The sequence below is a fragment of the Aquamicrobium terrae genome (assembly GCF_040545735.1).
GTDB lineage: Bacteria > Pseudomonadota > Alphaproteobacteria > Rhizobiales > Rhizobiaceae > Mesorhizobium > Mesorhizobium terrae_A.
Window position 1 is genome coordinate 15737 of the sequence record NZ_JBEPML010000017.1, and the last position, 19800, is coordinate 35536.

The 19800-nt window shown below is 67.2% G+C and carries 18 protein-coding genes and 1 riboswitch; of the genes, 6 read left to right on the forward strand and 12 right to left on the reverse strand.

The window, feature by feature from the left end; all coding sequences use genetic code 11:
- Window positions 1-20: 20 nt before the first annotated feature.
- Entirely contained in the window at window positions 21-1493 is a 1473-nt protein-coding gene (locus ABID37_RS19840; protein ID WP_435521600.1) for an aminotransferase class V-fold PLP-dependent enzyme, read from the reverse strand.
- Window positions 1494-1599: 106 nt separating this feature from the next.
- Between ABID37_RS19840 and ABID37_RS19845 the strand changes: the two genes are divergently transcribed.
- On the forward strand, window positions 1600-2070 hold the full coding sequence (locus ABID37_RS19845) for an Lrp/AsnC family transcriptional regulator (protein WP_354197907.1): 471 nt from the start codon (window positions 1600-1602) through the stop codon (window positions 2068-2070).
- Between the two features lie 36 nt (window positions 2071-2106).
- Here the strand turns inward: ABID37_RS19845 and cydX are convergent, their stop codons facing one another.
- The 9 genes from cydX to purE all read right to left on the reverse strand — a co-directional run bounded on the left by cydX (window position 2107) and on the right by purE (window position 11574).
- Window positions 2107-2247, reverse strand: a complete 141-nt coding sequence (cydX, locus tag ABID37_RS19850) for a cytochrome bd-I oxidase subunit CydX (protein WP_354197909.1) — start codon at window positions 2245-2247, stop codon at window positions 2107-2109.
- Window positions 2248-2261: 14 nt separating this feature from the next.
- Window positions 2262-3419, reverse strand: coding sequence for a cytochrome d ubiquinol oxidase subunit II (cydB, locus tag ABID37_RS19855; protein ID WP_354197911.1), 1158 nt, complete (start codon window positions 3417-3419; stop codon window positions 2262-2264).
- Between the two features lie 5 nt (window positions 3420-3424).
- Window positions 3425-5002 carry a cytochrome ubiquinol oxidase subunit I gene (locus tag ABID37_RS19860; RefSeq protein WP_354197913.1) on the reverse strand — a complete coding sequence of 526 codons (1578 nt, stop codon included), beginning with the start codon at window positions 5000-5002 and terminating at the stop codon, window positions 3425-3427.
- A 68-nt stretch (window positions 5003-5070) separates the two neighbouring features.
- A complete protein-coding gene (cydC, locus tag ABID37_RS19865) occupies window positions 5071-6765 on the reverse strand; it encodes a thiol reductant ABC exporter subunit CydC (protein ID WP_354197915.1) in 1695 nt (564 codons plus the stop codon).
- Window positions 6762-8525 carry a thiol reductant ABC exporter subunit CydD gene (gene cydD, locus ABID37_RS19870; protein ID WP_354197917.1) on the reverse strand — a complete coding sequence of 588 codons (1764 nt, stop codon included), beginning with the start codon at window positions 8523-8525 and terminating at the stop codon, window positions 6762-6764. Before cydD ends, cydC begins: the two co-directional genes overlap by 4 nt.
- Complete coding sequence (locus ABID37_RS19875) at window positions 8522-9088, reverse strand: GbsR/MarR family transcriptional regulator (protein WP_354197919.1); 567 nt, start codon at window positions 9086-9088, stop codon at window positions 8522-8524. The genes cydD and ABID37_RS19875 overlap by 4 nt, the downstream gene beginning before the upstream one ends.
- Window positions 9089-9337: 249 nt before the next feature.
- Entirely contained in the window at window positions 9338-9913 is a 576-nt protein-coding gene (locus ABID37_RS19880) for a tyrosine-protein phosphatase (RefSeq protein ID WP_435521601.1), read from the reverse strand.
- A gap of 66 nt (window positions 9914-9979) precedes the next feature.
- The gene (locus ABID37_RS19885) at window positions 9980-11077 is read right to left on the reverse strand and encodes a 5-(carboxyamino)imidazole ribonucleotide synthase (protein WP_354197921.1); all 1098 of its coding nucleotides are present in this window, start codon (window positions 11075-11077) and stop codon (window positions 9980-9982) included.
- On the reverse strand, window positions 11077-11574 hold the full coding sequence (gene purE, locus ABID37_RS19890; protein ID WP_354197923.1) for a 5-(carboxyamino)imidazole ribonucleotide mutase: 498 nt from the start codon (window positions 11572-11574) through the stop codon (window positions 11077-11079). The genes ABID37_RS19885 and purE overlap by 1 nt, the downstream gene beginning before the upstream one ends.
- Window positions 11575-11699: 125 nt before the next feature.
- Window positions 11700-11898: riboswitch (cobalamin riboswitch) on the forward strand.
- Between the two features lie 169 nt (window positions 11899-12067).
- On the opposite strand from purE, the gene ABID37_RS19895 reads away from it, so the two are divergent.
- The 4 genes from ABID37_RS19895 to ABID37_RS19910 are packed head-to-tail and all read left to right on the forward strand — an operon-like array spanning window position 12068 to window position 16650.
- Complete coding sequence (locus ABID37_RS19895) at window positions 12068-13984, forward strand: TonB-dependent receptor plug domain-containing protein (protein ID WP_354197925.1); 1917 nt, start codon at window positions 12068-12070, stop codon at window positions 13982-13984.
- A 37-nt stretch (window positions 13985-14021) separates the two neighbouring features.
- On the forward strand, window positions 14022-14873 hold the full coding sequence (locus tag ABID37_RS19900; RefSeq protein ID WP_354197927.1) for an ABC transporter substrate-binding protein: 852 nt from the start codon (window positions 14022-14024) through the stop codon (window positions 14871-14873).
- Window positions 14870-15871: a FecCD family ABC transporter permease gene (locus tag ABID37_RS19905; protein WP_354197929.1), complete on the forward strand. Its 1002-nt coding sequence runs from the start codon at window positions 14870-14872 to the stop codon at window positions 15869-15871. Before ABID37_RS19900 ends, ABID37_RS19905 begins: the two co-directional genes overlap by 4 nt.
- Window positions 15868-16650, forward strand: coding sequence for an ABC transporter ATP-binding protein (locus ABID37_RS19910; RefSeq protein ID WP_354197931.1), 783 nt, complete (start codon window positions 15868-15870; stop codon window positions 16648-16650). Before ABID37_RS19905 ends, ABID37_RS19910 begins: the two co-directional genes overlap by 4 nt.
- Window positions 16651-16662: 12 nt before the next feature.
- Here the strand turns inward: ABID37_RS19910 and ABID37_RS19915 are convergent, their stop codons facing one another.
- Together ABID37_RS19915 and ABID37_RS19920 are read right to left on the reverse strand one after the other, a co-directional pair.
- On the reverse strand, window positions 16663-17778 hold the full coding sequence (locus ABID37_RS19915) for a patatin-like phospholipase family protein (protein WP_354197933.1): 1116 nt from the start codon (window positions 17776-17778) through the stop codon (window positions 16663-16665).
- 42 nt (window positions 17779-17820) lie between these two features.
- The gene (locus tag ABID37_RS19920; protein WP_354197935.1) at window positions 17821-18603 is read right to left on the reverse strand and encodes a 3-hydroxybutyrate dehydrogenase; all 783 of its coding nucleotides are present in this window, start codon (window positions 18601-18603) and stop codon (window positions 17821-17823) included.
- A gap of 191 nt (window positions 18604-18794) precedes the next feature.
- Here ABID37_RS19920 and ABID37_RS19925 point away from each other — a divergent pair, with 191 nt between their 5' ends.
- A complete protein-coding gene (locus tag ABID37_RS19925; RefSeq protein ID WP_435521602.1) occupies window positions 18795-19799 on the forward strand; it encodes an iron ABC transporter substrate-binding protein in 1005 nt (334 codons plus the stop codon).
- Window position 19800: the final 1 nt, after the last annotated feature.

The following is a 19800-nucleotide window of genomic DNA, read 5'->3' on the forward strand; positions in this document are numbered from 1 at the left end:
CCTTCTCCTGAAAACCTGTTTCAGGCCGAAAGGCGCGGAAAGAAGATCGCCCGGGCCGGATCGAAATCGTAGCGCGGCTCGTAATCCGGCGCATCGGCGGCCACCTGCTTCACCGCCTCGATGAGGTAGTCAACCTTGGCGTCATCGAGCAGCACGCTGAAATTGAGCCGGGTGAAACCGGGCTTGGCCATCTCGTCGCCGGCAAGGATCGCCTGCCGCAATTGCTCCGCCTGCACGGCATCGATGCCCAGCAGCCGCAGCACATAGGGGCCGGCGCAGGCACAGCCCCCGCGCGCCTGGATGCCGAACCGGTCGCTCAGCATGCGGGTCACCAGTTGCTGGTGGACATGGCCGCCCTTGCCGTCCCGCACGCGGAAGGAAAAGATCGGCAGCCTGTCCCCGGCTTCCGGCCCGAGCAGTTCGAGATTCGGCACGTCGCGCCATGCCTCCATGGCACGCCGGGCGAGTTCGCGGTTGCGCTCCCCTGCCCGCTCCGTCCCGATCGCCTCCTTGACCAGCAACACCAGGGCGGCGCGAATGTCGCCGACGACATTCGGCGTGCCCGCCTCCTCGCGCGCCTCGAGGCTGGAACTGTAGTCGTGGCCGGCGGAGGTGACGAAACGCACCGTGCCGCCGCCCGGCAGGGACGGCCTGTCGATCACGGTGGCGGCGCGCCGCACCACCAGCACGCCCGAGGCCCCCGGCCCGCCGATGAACTTGTGCGGCGAGAACACGATGGCATCGACACAAGCGCCGCCATCGCCCGTCATCGACATCGGCAGGTAGGGCCCGCCGCCCGCATAGTCCCACACCATCAGCGCGCCGGCGGCCTTCACCGTCTTCGTCAGCCCGGCCACGTCGGCGACGATGCCGGTGACATTGGAGGCGGCCGAGAAGGCGCAGACCGTCAGTGCCACGCCCGGCTCGCGAAGCGTGGCCTCCAGCGCGGCGACGTCGGGCCCGCCCTGCGGTCCCTCCGGCAGTTCCACGATCTCGGCCCCGCTCTCGCGCCACGGCAGGATGTTGGAATGATGCTCATAGGGGCCGATGACGACCCGCGCCCGCTTGCCGGCACGCACCGCATCGGCCACGCCGAACAGGCTGACCAGCCGGTTGATGCCGGCCGTGGCGCCCGAACCGGTGAAGATGACGGCGTGGTCCTCGCCCGCGCCGCAATGGCTGGCGACGACCGCCCGCGCCTCGCGCCGCAGCCGGGTCATGAAGCCACCGCACCAGGAGGCCTCGGTGTGGCTGTTGGCGTAATAGGGCAGCACCTCCTCCAGCACGAAACGTTCCACTTGGCTGAGCGCCCGGCCGGAAGCGACATAGTCGGCATAGACCATCGGCTTGCGCCCGAACGGCCCGTCGACGGTGGCGTCTGCCCCGATCAGGCCGGCGCGCAGCCCGGCCACGATGTCCTCCATCGCCAGGCTTTGCCGAAAGCGATCCAGCAGGCTGCCGCAAAACTGTGCCGAGGCCGTCATTGTCTCCATCCCTGTTCCGCGAGGAAATATTGGGATGGATTTTACGCGGATTTCTGGTTGAAACCTCACCTGTTTAATGCACGAATATCTAAATATTGGGTCATATGATCGAGATATGAGCAAAATCGACCGGATAGATTTGAAAATCCTGAACTGCCTCCAGCAGCAGGCCGGCCTGTCCCAGCGCGAACTGGCGGAACGGGCCGGCATTTCGCAGAACGCCTGCTGGCGGCGGCTGCAACGGCTGGGTGCCGAGGGCATCCTGCGCGGTTCCCATGCCGACATCGACCTGGCGGCCCTGGGGCTCAACCTGACGGTGCTGGTGATGATCCGCACCCGCCATCATTCCAAGGAGTGGGCGGACAGCTTCCGCAAGCATGTCGAGCGGCTGCCGGAAGTCATCGACTTCTACCGCATCGGCGGTGACTGGGATTACATGGTCAAGGTCGTCACCCGCGGCATGGCCGGCTACGACGCCTTCTACCAGAAGCTCATCACCGACTTCGATCTGGCCACCGTCACCGGCCACTTCTCCATGGAGGCGATCATCGACAGCCGCCCCGTGGACCTGCTGCGGGTGCGATAGAGCATCAGCTTGAAAAGTTGCAGGCTTTCGGACCGATCAGTCGCCGGACTTCGCGGCCGGCGGCGGCGCAGCCTCGGCCGCCTTGGCGGCATCGTCCATCAGCTCGTACCACATGGCGTTGAGCACCGCGAAGGCGGCGGCAAGCGGCAGGCCGAGCAGCCAGGAAAAATACCACATGTCGTTCTCCTTCCTCAGTAGGCGTGGCCGCTGCCGTCGCTGATCGACTTCTCGTCCACCTTGCCCCACAGCACCCGGTAGACCCAGCTCGTATAGGCGACGATGAGCGGGATGAAGATCGCCGTCACCACCAGCATGACGAACAGCGTGAGATGGCTGGACGAGGCATCCCAGACGGTGAGGCTGGAGTTCGGATCGAGCGACGAGGGCAGGATCATCGGGAACATGGACACGCCCACGGTGGCGACGATGCCGAGCACCGAAAGGCCGCTGGCCAGTTCCGGCAGCACCTCGCGCCGGCTTTTCAGCAGCACCAGATTGGCCAGCGCGCCAAGGAAGCCGAGCGCCGGCGCGATCATCATCCACGGATGACGGCCGTAATTCTCGAACCAGATGCCGGCCCCGCGCTCCACCGTCTTGGCGAGCGGATTGGACGGGCCGTCGGTCACCACGGCGCTGGCGATGCGGTAGCCGTCGATGCCGGCCCATAGCCACAACCCGCCGAGGGCGAACAGCACGATGGTCGCCACCGCCGCCACGGCGCCGAACCGGCGGGCCCGCGCCGCCACGGCGTCCTTGGTCTTCATCGCCAGCCAGGAACCGCCATGCATGACCAGCATCGCCACCGACAACAGGCCGCACAGCAGGGCGAAGGGATTGAGCAGCTCGAACAGCGTCGTGCCCTCATAGTAGATGCGCAGGTCCGTGCCGAAGCGAAACGGCACCCCCTGCAGCACATTGCCCACCGCCACGCCCATCACCAGTGCCGGAACGAAGCCGCCGATGAACAACGCCCAGTCCCAGCCAGTGCGCCAGGCGACGCTGTCGCGCTTCGACCGGAACTTGAAGCCGACGGGGCGCAGGATCAGCGCGAACAATATCGCGAACATGGCGAGATAGAAGCCGGAGAAGGATACCGCATAAAGCGGCGGCCAGGCGGCGAAGATGGCGCCGCCGCCAAGGATCAGCCACACCTGGTTGCCTTCCCAGACCGGGCCAACCGTGTTGATGACGACGCGGCGTTCGACATCGGTCCTGGCCACGAACGGCAGCAGCATGCCGGTGCCGAGGTCGAAGCCGTCCATCACCGCAAAACCGATCAGGAGGACGCCGAGCAGCGCCCACCAGATGATCCTCAGGGTCGGATAGTCGAGGAGTTCGTGCAGGATCATGTCTTCTACTCCGCCGGTGCGAGGGAAGGAGGCGCCAACCGGGCGCGCGGTGCATGATCGGGCTCCGGTCCCTTGCGGATCGCGGCCAGCATCAGCACCATCTCGATCACGAACAGCACCGAATAGATCAGCGAGAAGCCGACGATGGTGAACAGCACCGTGCGCGCGCCGAGGCTGGACACGGCCACGGCGGTGGGCAGCACGCCTTCGATCACCCAGGGCTGGCGCCCGAACTCGGCGACGATCCACCCGCATTCGGCCGCGATCCACGGCAGCGGGATGGCGAACACCGCGACCCGCAGCAGCCACGGATAGCGGTCGAGCCGGTGCCGCGCCGAGAGATAGAAGAACACGCCGGTCAGGACGATGAAGAAGAAGCCGAGGCCGACCATGATGCGGAAGGTCCAGAACAGGGTTGGCACGTTCGGCACCGTATCCCACGCCGCCTGCGCGATCTGCTCGTCGCTCGCCTGCGTCGGGTCGTCGAGATAGGGCTTGAGCAGCAGAGCGTAACCGAGGTCGGCGCCGTGTTCCTCGAAGGCGGCGCGCGCCGCTTCCGGGATCGCCGCATCGCTGCCGGCGGCGCGGATCTCCTGCAACGCCCCATAGGCGATCATGCCGTTGCGGATGCGCGTCTCGGCATGCTGCACCAGTTCCTCGATGCCGGGGATCTCGGTGGTCAGCGAGCGCGTGCCGATCAGGCCCATCGCCCAGGGGATATGGACCGCATAATGGGTCTTGCGCGCTTCCTGGTCGGGGAAGCCGATGGCTGTGAAGGCCGCCGGGGCCGGCTCCGTCTTCCACATCGCCTCGATGGCGGCGAGCTTCATCTTCTGGTGCTCGGTGGAGAGGTAGCCGCTTTCATCGCCGAGCACGACCACCGACAGGGACGCGGCCAGCCCGAACGAGGCCGCGACGGTGAGCGAACGCTTGGCGAGTTCAAGGTGCCGGCCCTTGAGGAGGTACCAGGCCGAGACGCCGAGCACGAAGATCGACGCGGTGACATAGCCCGCCGAGACCGTATGCACGAACTTCGCCTGCGCCACCGGGTTGAACAGCACGGCGAAGAAGTCGTTGACCTCCATGCGCATGGTCTGCGGGTTGAAGGCCGCGCCGACCGGGTTCTGCATCCAGCCGTTGGCGATCAGGATCCACAGCGCCGAGAAATTGGAGCCGATGGCGACGGCCCAGGTGGCGGCGAGATGGCCGAGCCGGGACAGCTTGTCCCAGCCGAAGAAGAACAGGCCGACGAAGGTGGCCTCGAGGAAGAAGGCCATCAGCCCCTCGATGGCCAGCGGCGCGCCGAAGATGTCACCGACATAGTGGCTGTAATAGCTCCAGTTCATGCCGAACTGGAATTCCATGACGATGCCGGTGGCCACGCCCATGGCGAAGTTGATGCCGAACAGCACGCCCCAGAACTTGGTCATCTGCCGCCAGATGTCGCGGCCGGTCATGACATAGACCGTCTCCATGATGGCGAGCAGCACCGACAGGCCGAGCGTCAGCGGCACGAACAGGAAGTGGTAGAGGGCGGTGATCGCGAACTGCAATCGTGACAGGGAGACGATGTCGAGTTCCATGGCTAAGTCCGGCTTTTCCGGCCTCCTTGGCTAGTGCGGCGCACTCACCCGGCGCCGTCATCACCTGCTCAATCCGGCCGCAGCCGGCCGAGCAATTCTTCGTGCCCCTCGCTGCCGCGCGCCGCATCGGCCACGATCCGGCCGCCCTCGACCAGCACGATGCGATCGGCCAGTTCCGCCTCGCGGCGGACATGGGTGACGATCACGAGGGCACGGTCCTGCGCGCGCGCATCGAGACGCTCGATCACGTCGCGCGCCGTCGCGCCGTCGAGCCCTTCGGTCGGCTCGTCGAGCAGCCACACGCATGTATCGCGCAGCAGCAGGCGGGCAAGGGCCAGACGCCGCGCCTGCCCGGCCGACAGGCCGATGCCGCCCTCGCCGAGCACGGTATCGAGCCCGTCGGGCAGGCTGGCCACGAACGGGCCGAGGCCGGCGGCATGCAAGGCATCCAGCATCCCGGCCTCGCCGGCATCGGCGCGCGCCAAGGCAAGGTTGCCGCGCAGCGTGTCGTGGAAAAGCTCGCTGCGCTGCGTGAGCAGCGTGGCGGGCAGCGTCGCGACCGTTCCCGCCTCCGGTGCGATCTCGCCCGCGATCAGGGAAAGCAGCGTCGACTTGCCCGCCCCGCTGGCGCCGATCAGCGCGACATGCTCGCCCTTGCCGACGATGAGCGACTGGCCGGCGAGCACCGGGCACCCGGCCGCGTCATAGCGCACCGTCACGCCGTCGATCTCGACGGCGTGGAGGAGGTTCGACGGCATGGAGGGCCGCGGTGATGTCCCGGCGGCTTCTTCCAGCTTCGGCCTCAGCCGGCGGGCCGACAGCAGCACCCGGCCGAACTCCAGCGCGCCACGGCGCAGCGCCGTGAACGGCTCAAGGCTGGCCAGCGCCACGAACACCGCAAGGGCCGCGACCGACGCGCCGATGGCCCCGTTTTCGGCCAGCATGGCGGCGGCGACCAGCGTGACGGCCACAAGCCCCGCGCCGGCAATGGCGAAGGCGAGGCCGGTGCCGGTTTCGATCCGGTTCAGCGCATCCTCCGCCCCGGCCAGCCGCGCGTCGGCGGCGGAGACGGCGGCGGCCTGCGCCGCCAGCCGGTTGGCCATGACGAGGTCGGACTGGCCGCGCATCAGGTCGATGGTGCGCGCCCGCAGCACCTCCAGCGCATGGGCGCGTCGCCGCGCCGGCTTCTTCGCACGGGCGGCCGCGGCGGCAGGGATCGCGAGCCCGGCCACGATCAGCGCCGCACCGATGCCCGCGCCCAGAACCGGGGCGATGAGGCCCAGCACCAGCGCGGTGACAAGGGCCGAGCCAACGGCAGCCGCCAGCGGCACGACGACGCGCAGGTAAAGCGAATCCAGCGCATCGATATCGACGGTGAGCCTGAACAGCAGCCGTGCCGGCCGCGCCGCCAGCCTGCGCGCCGCCTCGTCACCGGCGAAACTGCGGAACAGGCGCTCGCGCAGCCTTGCCAGCACTTGGAGCGTCGCATCATGGGTGACCAGCCTTTCGCCATAGCGCGAGGCGGTGCGGGCAAGCGCCAGGAAGCGGATGCCGGCAGCGGGAGCGAACACGTCGAAGACCAGAGCCGTCGCCAAGGATGCACCGGCGATCGCGGTGGCGGTGATGAACCAGCCGGAGAGGCCAAGCAGGGCGATGCCCGCCAGGGCGGTCGTCAGGGCCAGCGCGGCCCCGGCGGCCAGCATCGGCCGGTTGCCGGACCAGAACAGCGCCAGAACGGTGCGCAGGTGCCGCATGCCGCTCATGCCCGCTCCCTTCCCGCTGGCACATTGCCCAGCGTGACGATGCGGTCCATGCGCGCCGCCAGCACCGGATCGTGCGTTGCGACGATCAGCGTCCGGCCTTTGGCGACCTCCAGAAGCATGTCGGTGATCTCGTCGGCGGTGCGGCGGTCGAGATGGGCGGTCGGCTCGTCGGCCAGCACCAGGCCGGCACCTTGCGTCGCCGCCGCCCGCGCGATGGCCAGCCGCAGCGCCTCGCCGCCGGAAAGGCCGGCGCCGCCTTCGCCGAGCACCGCGCCTGCGCGCCTAAGCGCCACCGCGCCCAGCCGTGCCGCTTCCAGCGCAGCGCCGGCTTCCCGCTGCCCGATGTCCGGCCGCCCGAGCGTGACGTTGCGCCGAAGCGTGCCGGCGAAGATGTGCGGCATCTGGCCGATCCACGCCATGCCGGCGCGCAGCCGCCCCGCCGTGTCGGAGCGCAGCGGCTCGCCACCGATGCGGACAGTGCCCGCCTGCGGCACGGCCAGCCCGCCGATCAGCGCCAGCAGGGTCGACTTGCCGCCGCCGCTCGGCGCCATAACAGCAACGCGCTCGCCCGGCCGAATATCGAGCGACAGCCCGTCGAACACCTTCCGGCCCTGCCCGGCATGATGGAAATGCACCTCGTCGAGCGTGACGGACGCCGCCCCGCCGGCTGCGGCCGGCCCGGTCCCCGTTTCATCGACCGGCACGATCGCCTCGCCGGCCGTCATCACCTTCTCGAGCGCCTCCAGCGCCGCCACGCCGGCGGCGCGGTCGTGCCAGACGGCGGAGAGGTCGCGCAACGGCTCGAAGAAGGCCGGCGCCAGCATCAGGATGAACACGCCCTGGCCGAGCGACAGCTTGTCGCCCCAAGCGCCGAACTCGAGCTGGCCGAGAAAATGGAAGCCGACATAGACGGCGACCATGGCCACGCCCAGTGCCGAGAACAGCTCCAGCACTGCCGAGGACAGGAAGGCGATGCGCAGCACCGACATGGTGCGGCGCCGCAGCAGATCGGCCTCGTGGCGCAGCCGGACCGCCGTGCTGTCCACCGCATCGAAGCTGCGGATGGTGGCCAGTCCGCGCAGCCGGTCGAGCAGGAAGCCGTTCATGTCGCCCATCTTGGCAAGCTGGCGCTCGCTCGCCTCCCTGGCCCGCCAGCCGATCAGCGCCATGAACACCGGGATCAGCGGCATGGCGACCAAAAGGATCAGCGCCGCCACCCAGGACAGCGGGAACACGCAGGCGAAGATGGCAAGCGGCACGATCATGGCGCGCCAGCGCAACGGCTGGAAACGCGACAGGTAAGGCACCACCGCCTCGGCCTGCTCGGCCACCGTGCTGGCGACGAAGCCGGAGGACGGGCGCGACGCATCGAGCGGCGAGCGCGTCGCCAGCGCCGCTATGGCTTCGGCCCGCAGCCGGGCGAGCTCACGCCGGGCAGCCGTGAAGGCGAGCCGCGATCCGGCCCGGTCGAGCACCGCGCGCACCACGCCGAGCACGAAGACGGCGACGGCCGGTGCCACCACTGCAGCCGCGACGCCGCCGGCGGCGATGTCGCCGACGGCCATCGCCAGCAGGCCCGCCTGCGCGATCCAGATAAAGGAAGCGGCGATCTGCAGGCCGATGCTCAGCCTGCCGGGCGACCGCACCGCCGGCCTCGTCTTGCCGGGCCTCGCATCGGAACGATCCGGGCGGGCGGATGCATCGGCAGCGGGCCGGTCGGGAGCCGCGCGACGGGCGATGGCTGTATCGAGCGCAGTCAAGTCTGTCCCTTGCGCTTGCGGCCGATGGAAACGATGCGGTCCTTGGCGTCGAGCAGCTTCGTCACCTTGGAACCGAGGCTGAGCAGCATCGCCAGCCTTTCCGTATCGAGCCGTTTCACGTCATCGTACCAGTTGGTGAGCTGTTCGATGAGTCCGTTCATCTCCATAAGGCGCGACTGCGCAAAGCGTTCCTCCGCGCTGCCGGGCTGCTGCATGAGCAGCTCGCGCAACATCGACAGCGTGGGGTCGACTTCGCGCTTCTTGCGCTCCTCGGCCAGGGTGCGCAGGATCTGCCAGATGTCGTCGGGCGCGGTGAAGAAATCGCGCCGGTCGCCGGGAATGTGCCGCAGCACGACCAGGTTCCAGGTCTGCAATTCGCGCAGGCCCATGGAGACGTTGGAGCGCGACACGCCGAGCGCGTCGACGATCTGGTCGGCGCACAAAGGCTCGGCCGAGACATAGAGCAGCGCATAGATCTGACCGACGGTGCGGTTGATGCCCCAGCGGCTGCCCATTTCGCCGAAATGCAGCACGAAGGACTGGATGAGCGGAGGAAGATTCATGGCACACAGTAATTTCAGAAATTTCTGAAAATTCAGTACGCCTGGACATGACAAAAATCAAGGCAGGCAGCATGTCGCACCCGCATGATGAAGGGTCGCCGATCCCCGAATCGGGATCGAACCTGTTGTCATTCTTGGGAAATACGCCCTGAGCATGGGCTGCGGCGAACGCTGCCCGCTGTTCCCGTACGTTTGCCTTAGCCGCATTTGCGCAACGCCAGACGAGTCCGTCTGGCTGCAAATAAGGCTTCAGAAGCCGATCGTTTCCTCGAAGCGATCCCAGGAACGATACATCTCGTAGCGCCCGAGACCCTCGATCGGCACATGGCCGTAATAGGGCGAAAGCTGGAATTCGGCCGCCATCTCGCTGTGGCCGGCAACCGCGCCGGCGTAGATGGCCGAGGCCAGCCCGGTGCGGTTGGCACCATGGTCGCAATGCACCAGCAGCGGCTTGGGCGCATCGCGCATCAGGGCCGCCAGTTCCTTCGCCTTGGCGACGGGCAAGCGCCGCGCCGAGGACATCGGATAGTCGATGATGCGGATGCCGTGCCGCTCGGCCTCGGCGCGCGCAGCCAGCGCCTCCGCATCGGGCTTCTCGTCGCGCAGGTTGAGGATGGTGCGGATGCCGTAGCGCTCCGCGTAATGCGCGACATCGTCGTGATCGGGCTGCCCGGACCGGTAGAACTCGCCCGGGATCACCTCATGGAAATTGCCGAGCAATTGCTGCACGCCCATATGGGCCCCCATCAGCGCCGGCGCGCCAAGCAGCACGGCAAGGAGAACCCGCAATCGTCGCAAACCAGCCAATATCGGCTCCCTCAACATTTCCGGCCAATCCCTGGCACGGATTTGCGACAGGAAAAAGAACTGGTCCGCACAAAAAGCGCGCGCTCAGTCGGCAGCCCTGTCTTTCAGGCGCGTGAAATGGCCCATCTTGCGGCCGGGGCGCGCCTGCGCCTTGCCGTAGAGATGCACCATCACGTCGGGCTCCGCCACCAGTTGCGGCATCAGCGCCACATCGTCGCCGATCAGGTTTTCCATCACGCAATCGCTGTGGCGGCGCGTTTCGCCGAGCGGCAGGCCGGCGACCGCCCTGATGTGCTGCTCGAACTGCGAGACGGTGCAGGCGGCCTCCGTCCAGTGGCCGGAATTGTGCACGCGCGGCGCCATTTCATTGGCCAGCAGCGAGCCGTCGTCCAACACGAAGAACTCCACGCCGATGACGCCGACATAGCCCAGCGCCTCCAGGATGGCTGCCGTCGCGTCGCGCGCCGCCGTCGCCGTCACCGGCGCGATGGCCGCCGGCACGGTCGAGCTGCGCAGGATGCCGTCGCGGTGCACGTTCTCGGCCGGCGCGTAGGTCTTCACCTTGCCGTCGGCGCCGCGCGCCCCGATCACCGAGATTTCCCGCTCGAACGAAATCAGGCCCTCGAGGATCAGCGGCACCGAGCCCATGGCCTCGAACACGCCGGCATAGCCGCCGGTCAGCATGTTTCGGAAGACGCGCTGGCCCTTGCCGTCATAGCCCATGCGCCGCGTCTTCAGCACGCCGCTGCCGCCGAAGGCCTGCAGGGCGGACGCCAGCCCGGCATCGCCGTCCACCGCCAGGAACGGCGCGGTGGCGATGTCGATGCCGTTGAGGAACTGCTTCTCGACCAGCCTGTCCTGCGAAACCTCCAGCGCGCGCGGCGGCGGCAGCACCGGCACGCGCGCCGCCAGGGCCTCGGCCGCTTCCACCGGCACGTTCTCGAACTCATAGGTGACGACGGCGCTGATCGAGGCCAGTTCCGCCAGGGCGGCCGGATCGTCATAGGCGGCGACGATCTGCCGGTTGGCGACCTGTGCCGCCGGGCAGTCTTCCTGCGGTTCCAGCACCGCGATACGGTAGCCCAGCCTTGCGGCCGCCATGGCCAGCATGCGGCCGAGCTGGCCGCCGCCGACGATGCCGATGGTCGATCCGGGGCCGATGGTCGATCCGGGCGTCAGCATCACGCATCATCCTTCGGTTCGAGGGCAACCTTGTCCGTCTGCGCCGCGCGCCAGGCTTCCAGCCGTCCGGCAAGCGCCGCATCGGTGAGCGCCAAGACGGCGGCGGCCAGCAGCGCCGCATTGACCGCCCCCGCCTTGCCGATGGCCAGCGTGCCGACCGGGATGCCGGCCGGCATCTGCACGATCGACAACAGCGAATCCTGCCCCGACAGCGCCTTCGATTCCACCGGCACACCGAACACCGGCAGCGGCGTCATCGCCGCCGTCATGCCCGGCAGATGCGCCGCACCGCCGGCACCGGCGATCACCACCTTGTGGCCGGCCGCCTTGGCGCCGTGGGCGAAGTCGTAGAGCCGCTGCGGCGTGCGGTGGGCGGAAACGATCAGGCTCTTGTGGGAGACGCCGAGTTCGGCCAGCGTTTCGGCGGAGTGGCGCATGGTCGCCCAGTCGGACTGGCTGCCCATGATGATGGCGACATCGGCTTGGTGGTCGGTCAAGGCCCTGCTCCCGTCAGCAAAGCGGCGACGTAGCGGAATTTTCCCCGGCCCGCAAGGACGACCCATGCCGCAACCGGACCATTGGCCACCGCTGCCGGAATTGACAGGCCCGCCGGGCAGTGGTTAGCGTCGCTCCTGGAATCGGTTCCACATACGGATCAAAAGGGAACACGGTCAGCCGAGCGATCGGCAAAGCCGCGACTGCCCCCGCAACTGTAGCCGCCGAGCCTCTCCCCGATATGCCACTGGGCCGCAACGGTCCGGGAAGGCGGCGGGAGGCGACGACGCGGAAGTCAGGAGACCTGCCGGTTCCGGTCACCCATGCTTGATCACGGGGTGGGATCAGGCGCGGCCGTCCGCTGCGGTGACACGACAAGGTGTTGCCGCGTGCCTTACGGCTGCCGGGTGGAACATGCGATCCCCCTGCCCTTCCGGTCCGCGGTTGAAGTGGAAATCGCCGGCGCGAGACGCCCGGCATTCGGGGGTAAGGACCATGAGAACGACAATTCTGGCCGCAGGCGTATGCGCGCTGGCGCTGACCGGCCCGGGCTGGGCACAGCAATCCGCGAACAGCGACGACGACACCATCCAGCTCGACACGATCGTGGTGACCACGCCGCTGCGGCGCGCTTCGTCGCTCGAGCGTTCAACGTCGTCGGTGACGGTGATCGGCGAAGAAGAGATCAGGAAATCGGCGGCGCTCGATTTGCTCTCCCTACTGAAGACCCAGCCGGGCATAACCGCCACATCGAATGGCGGCCTCGGCGCCGATTCCAGCCTGTCGCTGCGCGGAGCCAGCGCGGCCCAGACGCTCATACTGGTCAACGGCGTGCGTGCCGCATCGGCCACTGCGGGCACACTCAACCTTTCCAGCATCCCGCTCGATTCCATCGATCGCATCGAAATCGCCAGAGGCGGCCATTCGGCGCAGTATGGCGCCGACGCCATTGGCGGCATCATCAATATTATCACCAAGCAAGGCGGCTCCTGTCCCGAGGGCAAAAGCGCTTGCGGCAGCGTGACGGCCGGCGTCATGCATCCTTGGGGCGGCGCATTGTCCGGCAACGTAATTGGACGCTCGCAGGCCGGCGTGAACTTCGCCCTAGGTGCCAGCCTTCTGGGCACGCAAGGCTACGACTTCACGACGGCTCCTTACGAACTGGACAAGGACGGCTTTATCCGCGGCGCGCTCAACCTCTCGCTCTCAAAGGACCTTGAATGGGGTCGGCTCTATTTCGACGGCCTCGCTTCGCGAGGAAGGACGCAGTACGACAATGCGTATGAAGACTGGCTGACAGGCGATCTGATCGAAGGTCCGAACGAATCGGACACTACCAACTTTGCCGGCAGGCTCGGCGCACGAATCGACCATGGCGAGGACTGGTCCTCAACCGTCGAGCTTTCATCCGCGCTCGACGACAGTTCCAATTTCCGCGGCAATCTCGATGGTGACGATTTCAGAACGCTGCGCTACGGCATTCTGGCATCAACGCAGAAAAGCTTCGAAGCGGAAAACACCCACCACCTGCTGGCAGGCGGTGTAGAAGCCTATCGCGAGACAGTCGACGGCAGCACGGTCGGGCCTGATCGCTATGATGAGGACACACGCAATCTGGTCGGCGTGTTCGGGCAGTACTCGTTCGAATTCGAGGCGCTGACTCTCGACAGCGGTCTTCGCTACGACCACAACGGCCAGTTCGGCTCCAAGGTGACCTACAATATCGGTGCGAGCTACGAGTTGACTGACGGGCTGGTGCTGCGCGCTTCCCATACGACCGGATTTCGCGCCCCGACCTTCAACGACCTCTACTATCCGGATGCAGGCAACCCGAACCTCAAACCTGAAGAATCCAGTTCCTATGAAGTCGGACTCCATTGGCAGGCGACCGGGCGGACGCTGATCGATCTGTCTGTCTACAGAAACGACATCGACGAGATGATTGCATGGGCGCCCGAATTTCCTGGCAGTTGGAACTGGATCCCCAGCAACATCGAAAAGGCTCGCGTAAGCGGCTTCGAGGCCAGTATCGAACATCGCATCAATGATGCATGGGCAGCGCGCGCCATGATCGACATTCGTGAGCCTTTGAACAGAAGCGCCGGCGAACACGGGAAATACATTATCTACGGCGAGCGCTTTCGCGGCAGCGTCGGCGTGACCTACACGCCGCTGGAGGCGCTCAGCCTCGGCGTCGACCTGCTTTATGTATCGTCACGCTACACGGACAAGAAGAACCTAAACGAGCTGCCCTCCTACATTACCGCCGATTTCACCGCCAGCTACGCCATGGACACGCAATCGAGGTTGAAATTCACGGCGCAGAATATCTTTGACAAGGATTACCAAACCAAGGACGGTTATCGTGCGCCCGGGCGCACGCTCGGCCTGTCCTTCACCCGGTCGTTCTGAAGCCCTTTGCTTGAACTGCCGTGGCAAGACGCGACCGATGAGCAAGCCTAAGATTCTTAAGCGTGGCTTATTCGCGACCGCCGTGCTGGGTATGGCCGCGGCGCTGCCTGCCCTCGCCGCCGAACCTGCTCCCCGCCGCGTCGTGTCCATGAATGTGTGCACCGACCAGCTTGCCATGCTGATCGCCGGCGCGGGCCAGCTCCATTCCGTCTCGGCGCTGGCGGACGATCCGCGGGCCTCGGCCATGTCGGATGAGGCGCGCGCCTTCGCGGTCAACCACGCGCTGGCCGAGGAAATCTTCCTCATGGAGCCGGACTTGATCCTGGCCGGCACGTTTTCCGCGCGCGCCACGGTCGGGCTGTTGCGCCGCCTCGGCTTCCGGGTCGAGGAGTTCGCCCCGGCCAGGTCCTTCGCCGACGTGCGCGACAACATCCTGCGCATCGGCGCGCTTCTGCACCGGCAGGAGCGCGCCGCCGAACTGGTGGCGCAACTGGACGACGGCCTCGAACGGCTCCGCGCCGGCGCGCAATCCGGCCGCACCATCGCCCTCTACGAACCGAACAGCTACACGGCAGGCGGCGGCACGCTGGCCAACGACATCTTCACGGCAGCCGGGCTGGTCAATATCGCCGAAAGGCTCGGCGTCACCGGCTCGACACGCCTGCCGCTGGAGCAGCTGATCATGGCCAGGCCCGATCTGATCGGCCGTTCCAGCAGCGACTACGAGGCCCCCGCGCTGGCGCAGGAAAATCTCGTCCATCCCGCGTTTCGCGCGCTGTCGCAGCAGGACGCCATCGACCTGCCGGTGGCCAAGATGATCTGCGGCGCGCCTTTCACCCTCGACGTTGCCTTCATGCTGCAGGACGCGGCGAAGCAGGAGCGCCCATGAGCGCCGACCGGCATTATCCCCTGCTCCTTGCCCTGCTGGCCGCCGCCACGGTGGCGCTGTTCCTGCTGTCGCTGACGGTCGGCCCGGCCGGCATCGCCTTCCTGGAAAGCATGAAGGCGCTGGTTTCCGACAAGGCCGATGGCGTCGCCCTCATCATGCGCGAGATCAGGCTGCCGCGCGCCATTCTGGGCGGCATGATCGGCGCCACGCTCGGCCTCTCCGGGGCCGTCCTGCAAGGTTATCTGCGCAATCCGCTGGCCGAGCCCGGCCTGCTCGGCATCAGCGCCTCGGCCTCGCTGGGCGCGGTGCTCGCCATCTATACCGGCCTCTCCGCCGCCTTTGCGCTCGCCCTGCCGCTCGCCGCGCTGACCGGCGCGGTGGCGGCGGTTCTGGTGGTGCAGGCACTCGCCGGCCAGCGCGGCGGCGCGCTCATCGTCATCCTCGCCGGCATCGCCGTCACCAGCTTCGCCGGCGCCATGACCTCGCTGGCGCTCAACCTCTCCCCCAATCCGTTCGCGGCGCTGGAGATCATGTTCTGGATGCTGGGCTCGCTCACCGACCGCTCCATGGTCCATGTCTGGCTTTCGGCGCCGTTCATGCTGGTCGGCTGGCTGATGCTGGCCTCGCTCGGCCGCGCCCTCGATGCGCTGACCCTCGGCTCCGAAACCGCCGCCTCGATGGGCATCGAGCTGCGCAAGGTGCAGTTCCTCGCCGTGTTCGGCACCGCCGCCAGCGTCGGCGCGGCGACGGCCGTGGCCGGCGCCATCGGCTTCGTCGGGCTGGTGGTGCCCCATATATTGCGCCCGCTGGTCGGCGCGCGCCCGTCGCGCCTGCTGCCGGCCAGCGCGCTCGGCGGCGCCTGCGTGGTGCTGACCGCCGACATCCTGGTGCGCATCATCGCTCCCGAGCGCGACCTTAAGCTCGGCGTGCTGACGGCCATCGTCGGCGCGCCCTTCTTCCTGTGGCTGGTCTTCCGCACCCGCAGGAGCCTGCTGTGACGCTGCTTTCGGTCGAAAACCTTTCCGTGGAACTCGGGCACAGGCCGGTGCTGCACCGGCTGGGCTTTGCCGTCCAGCCGGGCGAGTTCATCGGCCTCATCGGTCCCAACGGCGCCGGCAAATCCACCCTGCTGCGCTCGGTGCTCAACCTGTTGCCCGCGCAAGGCCAGGTGCGCCTCTGCGGCACCGACGCCGCCGCCATGAACGCGCGCCAGCGCGCCGCCTGCGTCGCCTATCTGGCGCAGGAGCGCGAGATCGCCTGGGCCGTGCCGGTGGAAATGGTGGTGGCGCTCGGCCGCTCGCCGCACCGGCCGGGCTTCGCCGCGCTCACCGACAAGGACCGCGCCATCGTCGACGCCGCCATGCGGCGCATGGACGTGGAAGCGTTCCGCCACCGCATCGCGACCGAACTGTCCGGTGGCGAAAAGGCCCGCGTTCTGGCCGCGCGCGCCCTGGCGCAGGACACGCCGCTGCTGTTGGCCGACGAGCCGACGGCCGGGCTCGATCCCGCCCACCAGATCGCCCTGATGCGGCTGTTCGATTCCCTGGCTGCGGATGGCCGCAGCGTGGTGGCCTCGCTGCACGATCTCGGGCTGGCGGCGCGCTGGTGCTCGCGCCTGATCCTGCTCGACAGGGGCCGCATCGTGGCCGATGGACCGCCGGCAAGCGTGCTGACGCCGCAAAGCCTGCGCGCCATCTATGGCGTGGAAGCCTGGTTCGGCGAGGCGGATGGCGCGCCGATCGTGCATCCGCTTGATCTGGCCACGCCCGAATCCTGATCGGCCCTTCATTTAGGCCGCGCCGGGCGGCCGCCTACGCGTGGCAAGGAAGCGGCTCACCCGGCTGCCGGGCGACGGCCGGGGCTTCATGCCGTCTTCCAGTTGACCCGAAAGATCGAGCGTCGGCCGCTCGCCCACCGCATCGAAATGCGCTTCCAGCCAATCGCTCGCCGCATCGCGCCCGAGATCGCGCAGATATTCGAGGAAGGCCCATTCGGCATTGATCTTGGACGATGCCGACAGGCCCTTGAACGCCTCGTCGGCATCGATGCGATGCATGCGGATGTCGCGGTATTCGCCATGCGGCAGGCGGCCGACCGCGATCAGTTCCTTGACGAAGGCGATCGCCCTGAATTCGCGCAGCAGCGCGGCGTTGAAGGCGATCTCGTCCATGCGGTTCTGGATTTCGCCGGCGCTGGTCGGCGCGCCCTCGCGCTGCACCGGGTTGATCTGCACCAAAAGCACGTCCTCGGTCTGCGTCGCCTTGAAGAAGGGGAACAGCGCCGGGTTGCCGCCATAGCCGCCGTCCCAATAGGGCACGCCGTCGATATCGACGGCCCGGAAAAGCTGCGGCAGGCAGGCCGAGGCCATCACCGTATCGGTGCTGATCTCGCCATCGGAGAACACGCGGATCTGGCCGGTCTCGACATTGGTGGCCGAGATGAACACCTGCATCGCCTCGCAGCAGCGCACATTGTCGAAGTCGATCTCGTCTTCGATGACGTCGCGCAGCGGGTTGAGGCCGAGCGGATTGGCCAGATAGGGCGACACCACCCGCGACATGGTGTCGAACCAGATATAGCCGGGCGAATTCTCGACCGACCAGTTGCCCCACAGCATGTCCCAGGGCGTCCGCTGCACAGGGCTGAAGCGGCCCTTTCGCGCCACCGCGCGCCAGAATTCCGCGAGCTTGGCACGCGCGCCTTCCATGCCGCCGCGCACGAAGCCGTCGGCCAGCGCCACCGCGTTCATGGCCCCGGCGCTGGTGCCGGAAACGGCGACGATGTCGAGCCGCCCGTCTTCCAGCAGGCGGTCGAGCACGCCCCAGGTGAAGGCGCCGTGCGAGCCGCCGCCTTGCAGGGCGATGTTGATCTTCTTGCGCTGCGCAGTTTCACCGTTGGCCGGCATGCGCGGTCCTTCCGAAGCCGAGATGAAAAGGGGCGGGCGTTGCTACTGCGCCACCCAGCCGCCATCGACGGAGACGTGGGTGCCGTTGATCTGGGCGGCAGCCTCCGAGCAGAGGAACACCACCGTCGCCGCCACCTGCTCGACGGTGACGAATTCCTTGGTCGGCTGCTTTTCCAGCATCACCTCGCGCACCACCGTGTCACGGTCCATGTTGTGCGCCTTCATCTGGTCGGGAATCTGCGCCTCGACCAGCGGGGTGAGCACATAGCCGGGGCAAACGGCGTTGCAGGTGATGTGCTCGCGCGCCAGCTCCAGCGCCACCGTCTTGGTCAGCCCCATGATGCCATGCTTGGCCGACACATAAGCCGACTTGAACGGCGAGGCGACCAGCCCGTGGGCCGAGGCGATGTTGACGATGCGCCCGCCGCCCTGCCGTTTCATCAGCGGCACCGCCGCTGCGATGGTGTGGAAGGCGGAGGAGAGGTTGATGGCGATGATCGCGTCCCACTTCTCGATGGGGAATTCCTCGACCGGCGCGACATGCTGGATGCCGGCATTGTTGACGAGGATATCGACCGAGCCGAAGCGCTCGGCGGCCTTGGCCACCAGGTCGCGGCATTCGGCGGGCTTCGACATGTCGGCCTTGATGTAGACCGCCTCGACCTCGTGATCGCGGGCGATGGCCGCCGCCACGTCGTGATCCTCCGGCCTGTCGGAGAAGGAATTGACGACGACGTTGCAGCCCTCTGCCGCCAGCGCGCGGGCGACGGCGAGCCCTATTCCGGAGGTCGAGCCGGTAACGATTGCAGTCCGCTTGGCGCTCATGACGGGTCCCCTTGCCTATGCTGTGACGAAAAATGTTGCAGTGCAATATAATCGACGCCGCGCCCAAGACCAGCCCGACTGCGTCAAAAAGCGATGTGTCGAGACTTCTTTGCGGCTTGAATGTTGACTGCTAGGATCATGTATGAGCTTCCAGCGCTTCGTCCGGGACAGCTCCGCTTGAGAGGCCATCCATGAAGTCCATGCTTTCCGCCCCCGTCCTTTGCGCGCTTGCCGGGATGCTTCTCGCCGCGCCCGCCATGGCGCAGGACAAGGAGATCATCGTCTACAACGCCCAGCACGAAAGCCTGGCCAAGGAGTGGGCGGCCGGCTTCACCCGCGACACCGGCATCAAGGTGACGCTGCGCAACGGATCGGACAGCGAGTTCTCCAACCAGATCGTGGCCGAGGGCAAGGCCTCGCCCGCCGACGTGTTCCTGACCGAGAATTCGCCGGCCATGACGCAGGTCGAGCAGGCCGGCCTGTTCGCGCAGGTCGATCCCGACACGCTGGCGCTGGTCGAGGACCAATATCGCCCCTCCAGCGGCCAGTGGATCGGCATCGCCGCCCGCAGCACCGTCTTTGCCTACAACAAGACGAAGCTGACGGAAGACCAACTGCCGAAATCGCTGCTCGACCTCGCCGATCCGCAATGGAAGGGCCGCTGGGGCGCCTCGCCCTCCGGGCCGGATTTCCAGGCCATCGTCAGCGCGCTTCTGCAGTTGAAGGGCGAGGAGGTGACGGCCGGCTGGCTGAAGGCGATGAAGGCCAATTTCAAGGCTTATCGCGGCAACAACACCGTGCTCAAGGCGGTGAACACCGGCGAGATCGACGGCGGCATCATCTATCACTACTACTGGTTCGGTGACCGGGCCCGCACGGCCGAGAACAGCAACGAGGTCGAGCTGCACTATTTCAGGAACGGCGACCCCGGGGCCTTCGTGTCGATCTCCGGCGGCGGCGTCCTCGCCTCCAGCAGGCACCCGCAGGAAGCGCAGGCCTTCCTGAAATGGATCGTCGGCAAGGCCGGCCAGCAGGTGCTGCGCGACGGCACCTCCTACGAATACACAGTCGGAAAGGGCGAGGCTTCCAATGCCGGCCTGGTGCCGCTGGAGGACCTTCAGGCTCCGAAGATCGATCCACACACGCTGAACTCCCGCAAGGTGACCGACCTGATGACCGACGCGGGTCTGCTGTAGG

What these genes read in the sequence shown, in the direction of transcription:
- ABID37_RS19840 (WP_435521600.1), bottom strand. Translation starts at nt 1,493, where the DNA reads ATGGAGACAATGACGGCCTCGGCACAGTTTTGCGGCAGCCTGCTGGAT.
- ABID37_RS19845 (WP_354197907.1), top strand. Translation starts at nt 1,600, where the DNA reads ATGAGCAAAATCGACCGGATAGATTTGAAAATCCTGAACTGCCTCCAG.
- cydX (WP_354197909.1), bottom strand. Translation starts at nt 2,247, where the DNA reads ATGTGGTATTTTTCCTGGCTGCTCGGCCTGCCGCTTGCCGCCGCCTTC.
- cydB (WP_354197911.1), bottom strand. Translation starts at nt 3,419, where the DNA reads ATGATCCTGCACGAACTCCTCGACTATCCGACCCTGAGGATCATCTGG.
- ABID37_RS19860 (WP_354197913.1), bottom strand. Translation starts at nt 5,002, where the DNA reads ATGGAACTCGACATCGTCTCCCTGTCACGATTGCAGTTCGCGATCACC.
- cydC (WP_354197915.1), bottom strand. Translation starts at nt 6,765, where the DNA reads ATGAGCGGCATGCGGCACCTGCGCACCGTTCTGGCGCTGTTCTGGTCC.
- ABID37_RS19875 (WP_354197919.1), bottom strand. Translation starts at nt 9,088, where the DNA reads ATGAATCTTCCTCCGCTCATCCAGTCCTTCGTGCTGCATTTCGGCGAA.
- ABID37_RS19880 (WP_435521601.1), bottom strand. Translation starts at nt 9,913, where the DNA reads ATGTTGAGGGAGCCGATATTGGCTGGTTTGCGACGATTGCGGGTTCTC.
- ABID37_RS19885 (WP_354197921.1), bottom strand. Translation starts at nt 11,077, where the DNA reads ATGCTGACGCCCGGATCGACCATCGGCCCCGGATCGACCATCGGCATC.
- ABID37_RS19895 (WP_354197925.1), top strand. Translation starts at nt 12,068, where the DNA reads ATGAGAACGACAATTCTGGCCGCAGGCGTATGCGCGCTGGCGCTGACC.
- ABID37_RS19900 (WP_354197927.1), top strand. Translation starts at nt 14,022, where the DNA reads ATGAGCAAGCCTAAGATTCTTAAGCGTGGCTTATTCGCGACCGCCGTG.
- ABID37_RS19905 (WP_354197929.1), top strand. Translation starts at nt 14,870, where the DNA reads ATGAGCGCCGACCGGCATTATCCCCTGCTCCTTGCCCTGCTGGCCGCC.
- ABID37_RS19915 (WP_354197933.1), bottom strand. Translation starts at nt 17,778, where the DNA reads ATGCCGGCCAACGGTGAAACTGCGCAGCGCAAGAAGATCAACATCGCC.
- ABID37_RS19920 (WP_354197935.1), bottom strand. Translation starts at nt 18,603, where the DNA reads ATGAGCGCCAAGCGGACTGCAATCGTTACCGGCTCGACCTCCGGAATA.
- ABID37_RS19925 (WP_435521602.1), top strand. Translation starts at nt 18,795, where the DNA reads ATGAAGTCCATGCTTTCCGCCCCCGTCCTTTGCGCGCTTGCCGGGATG.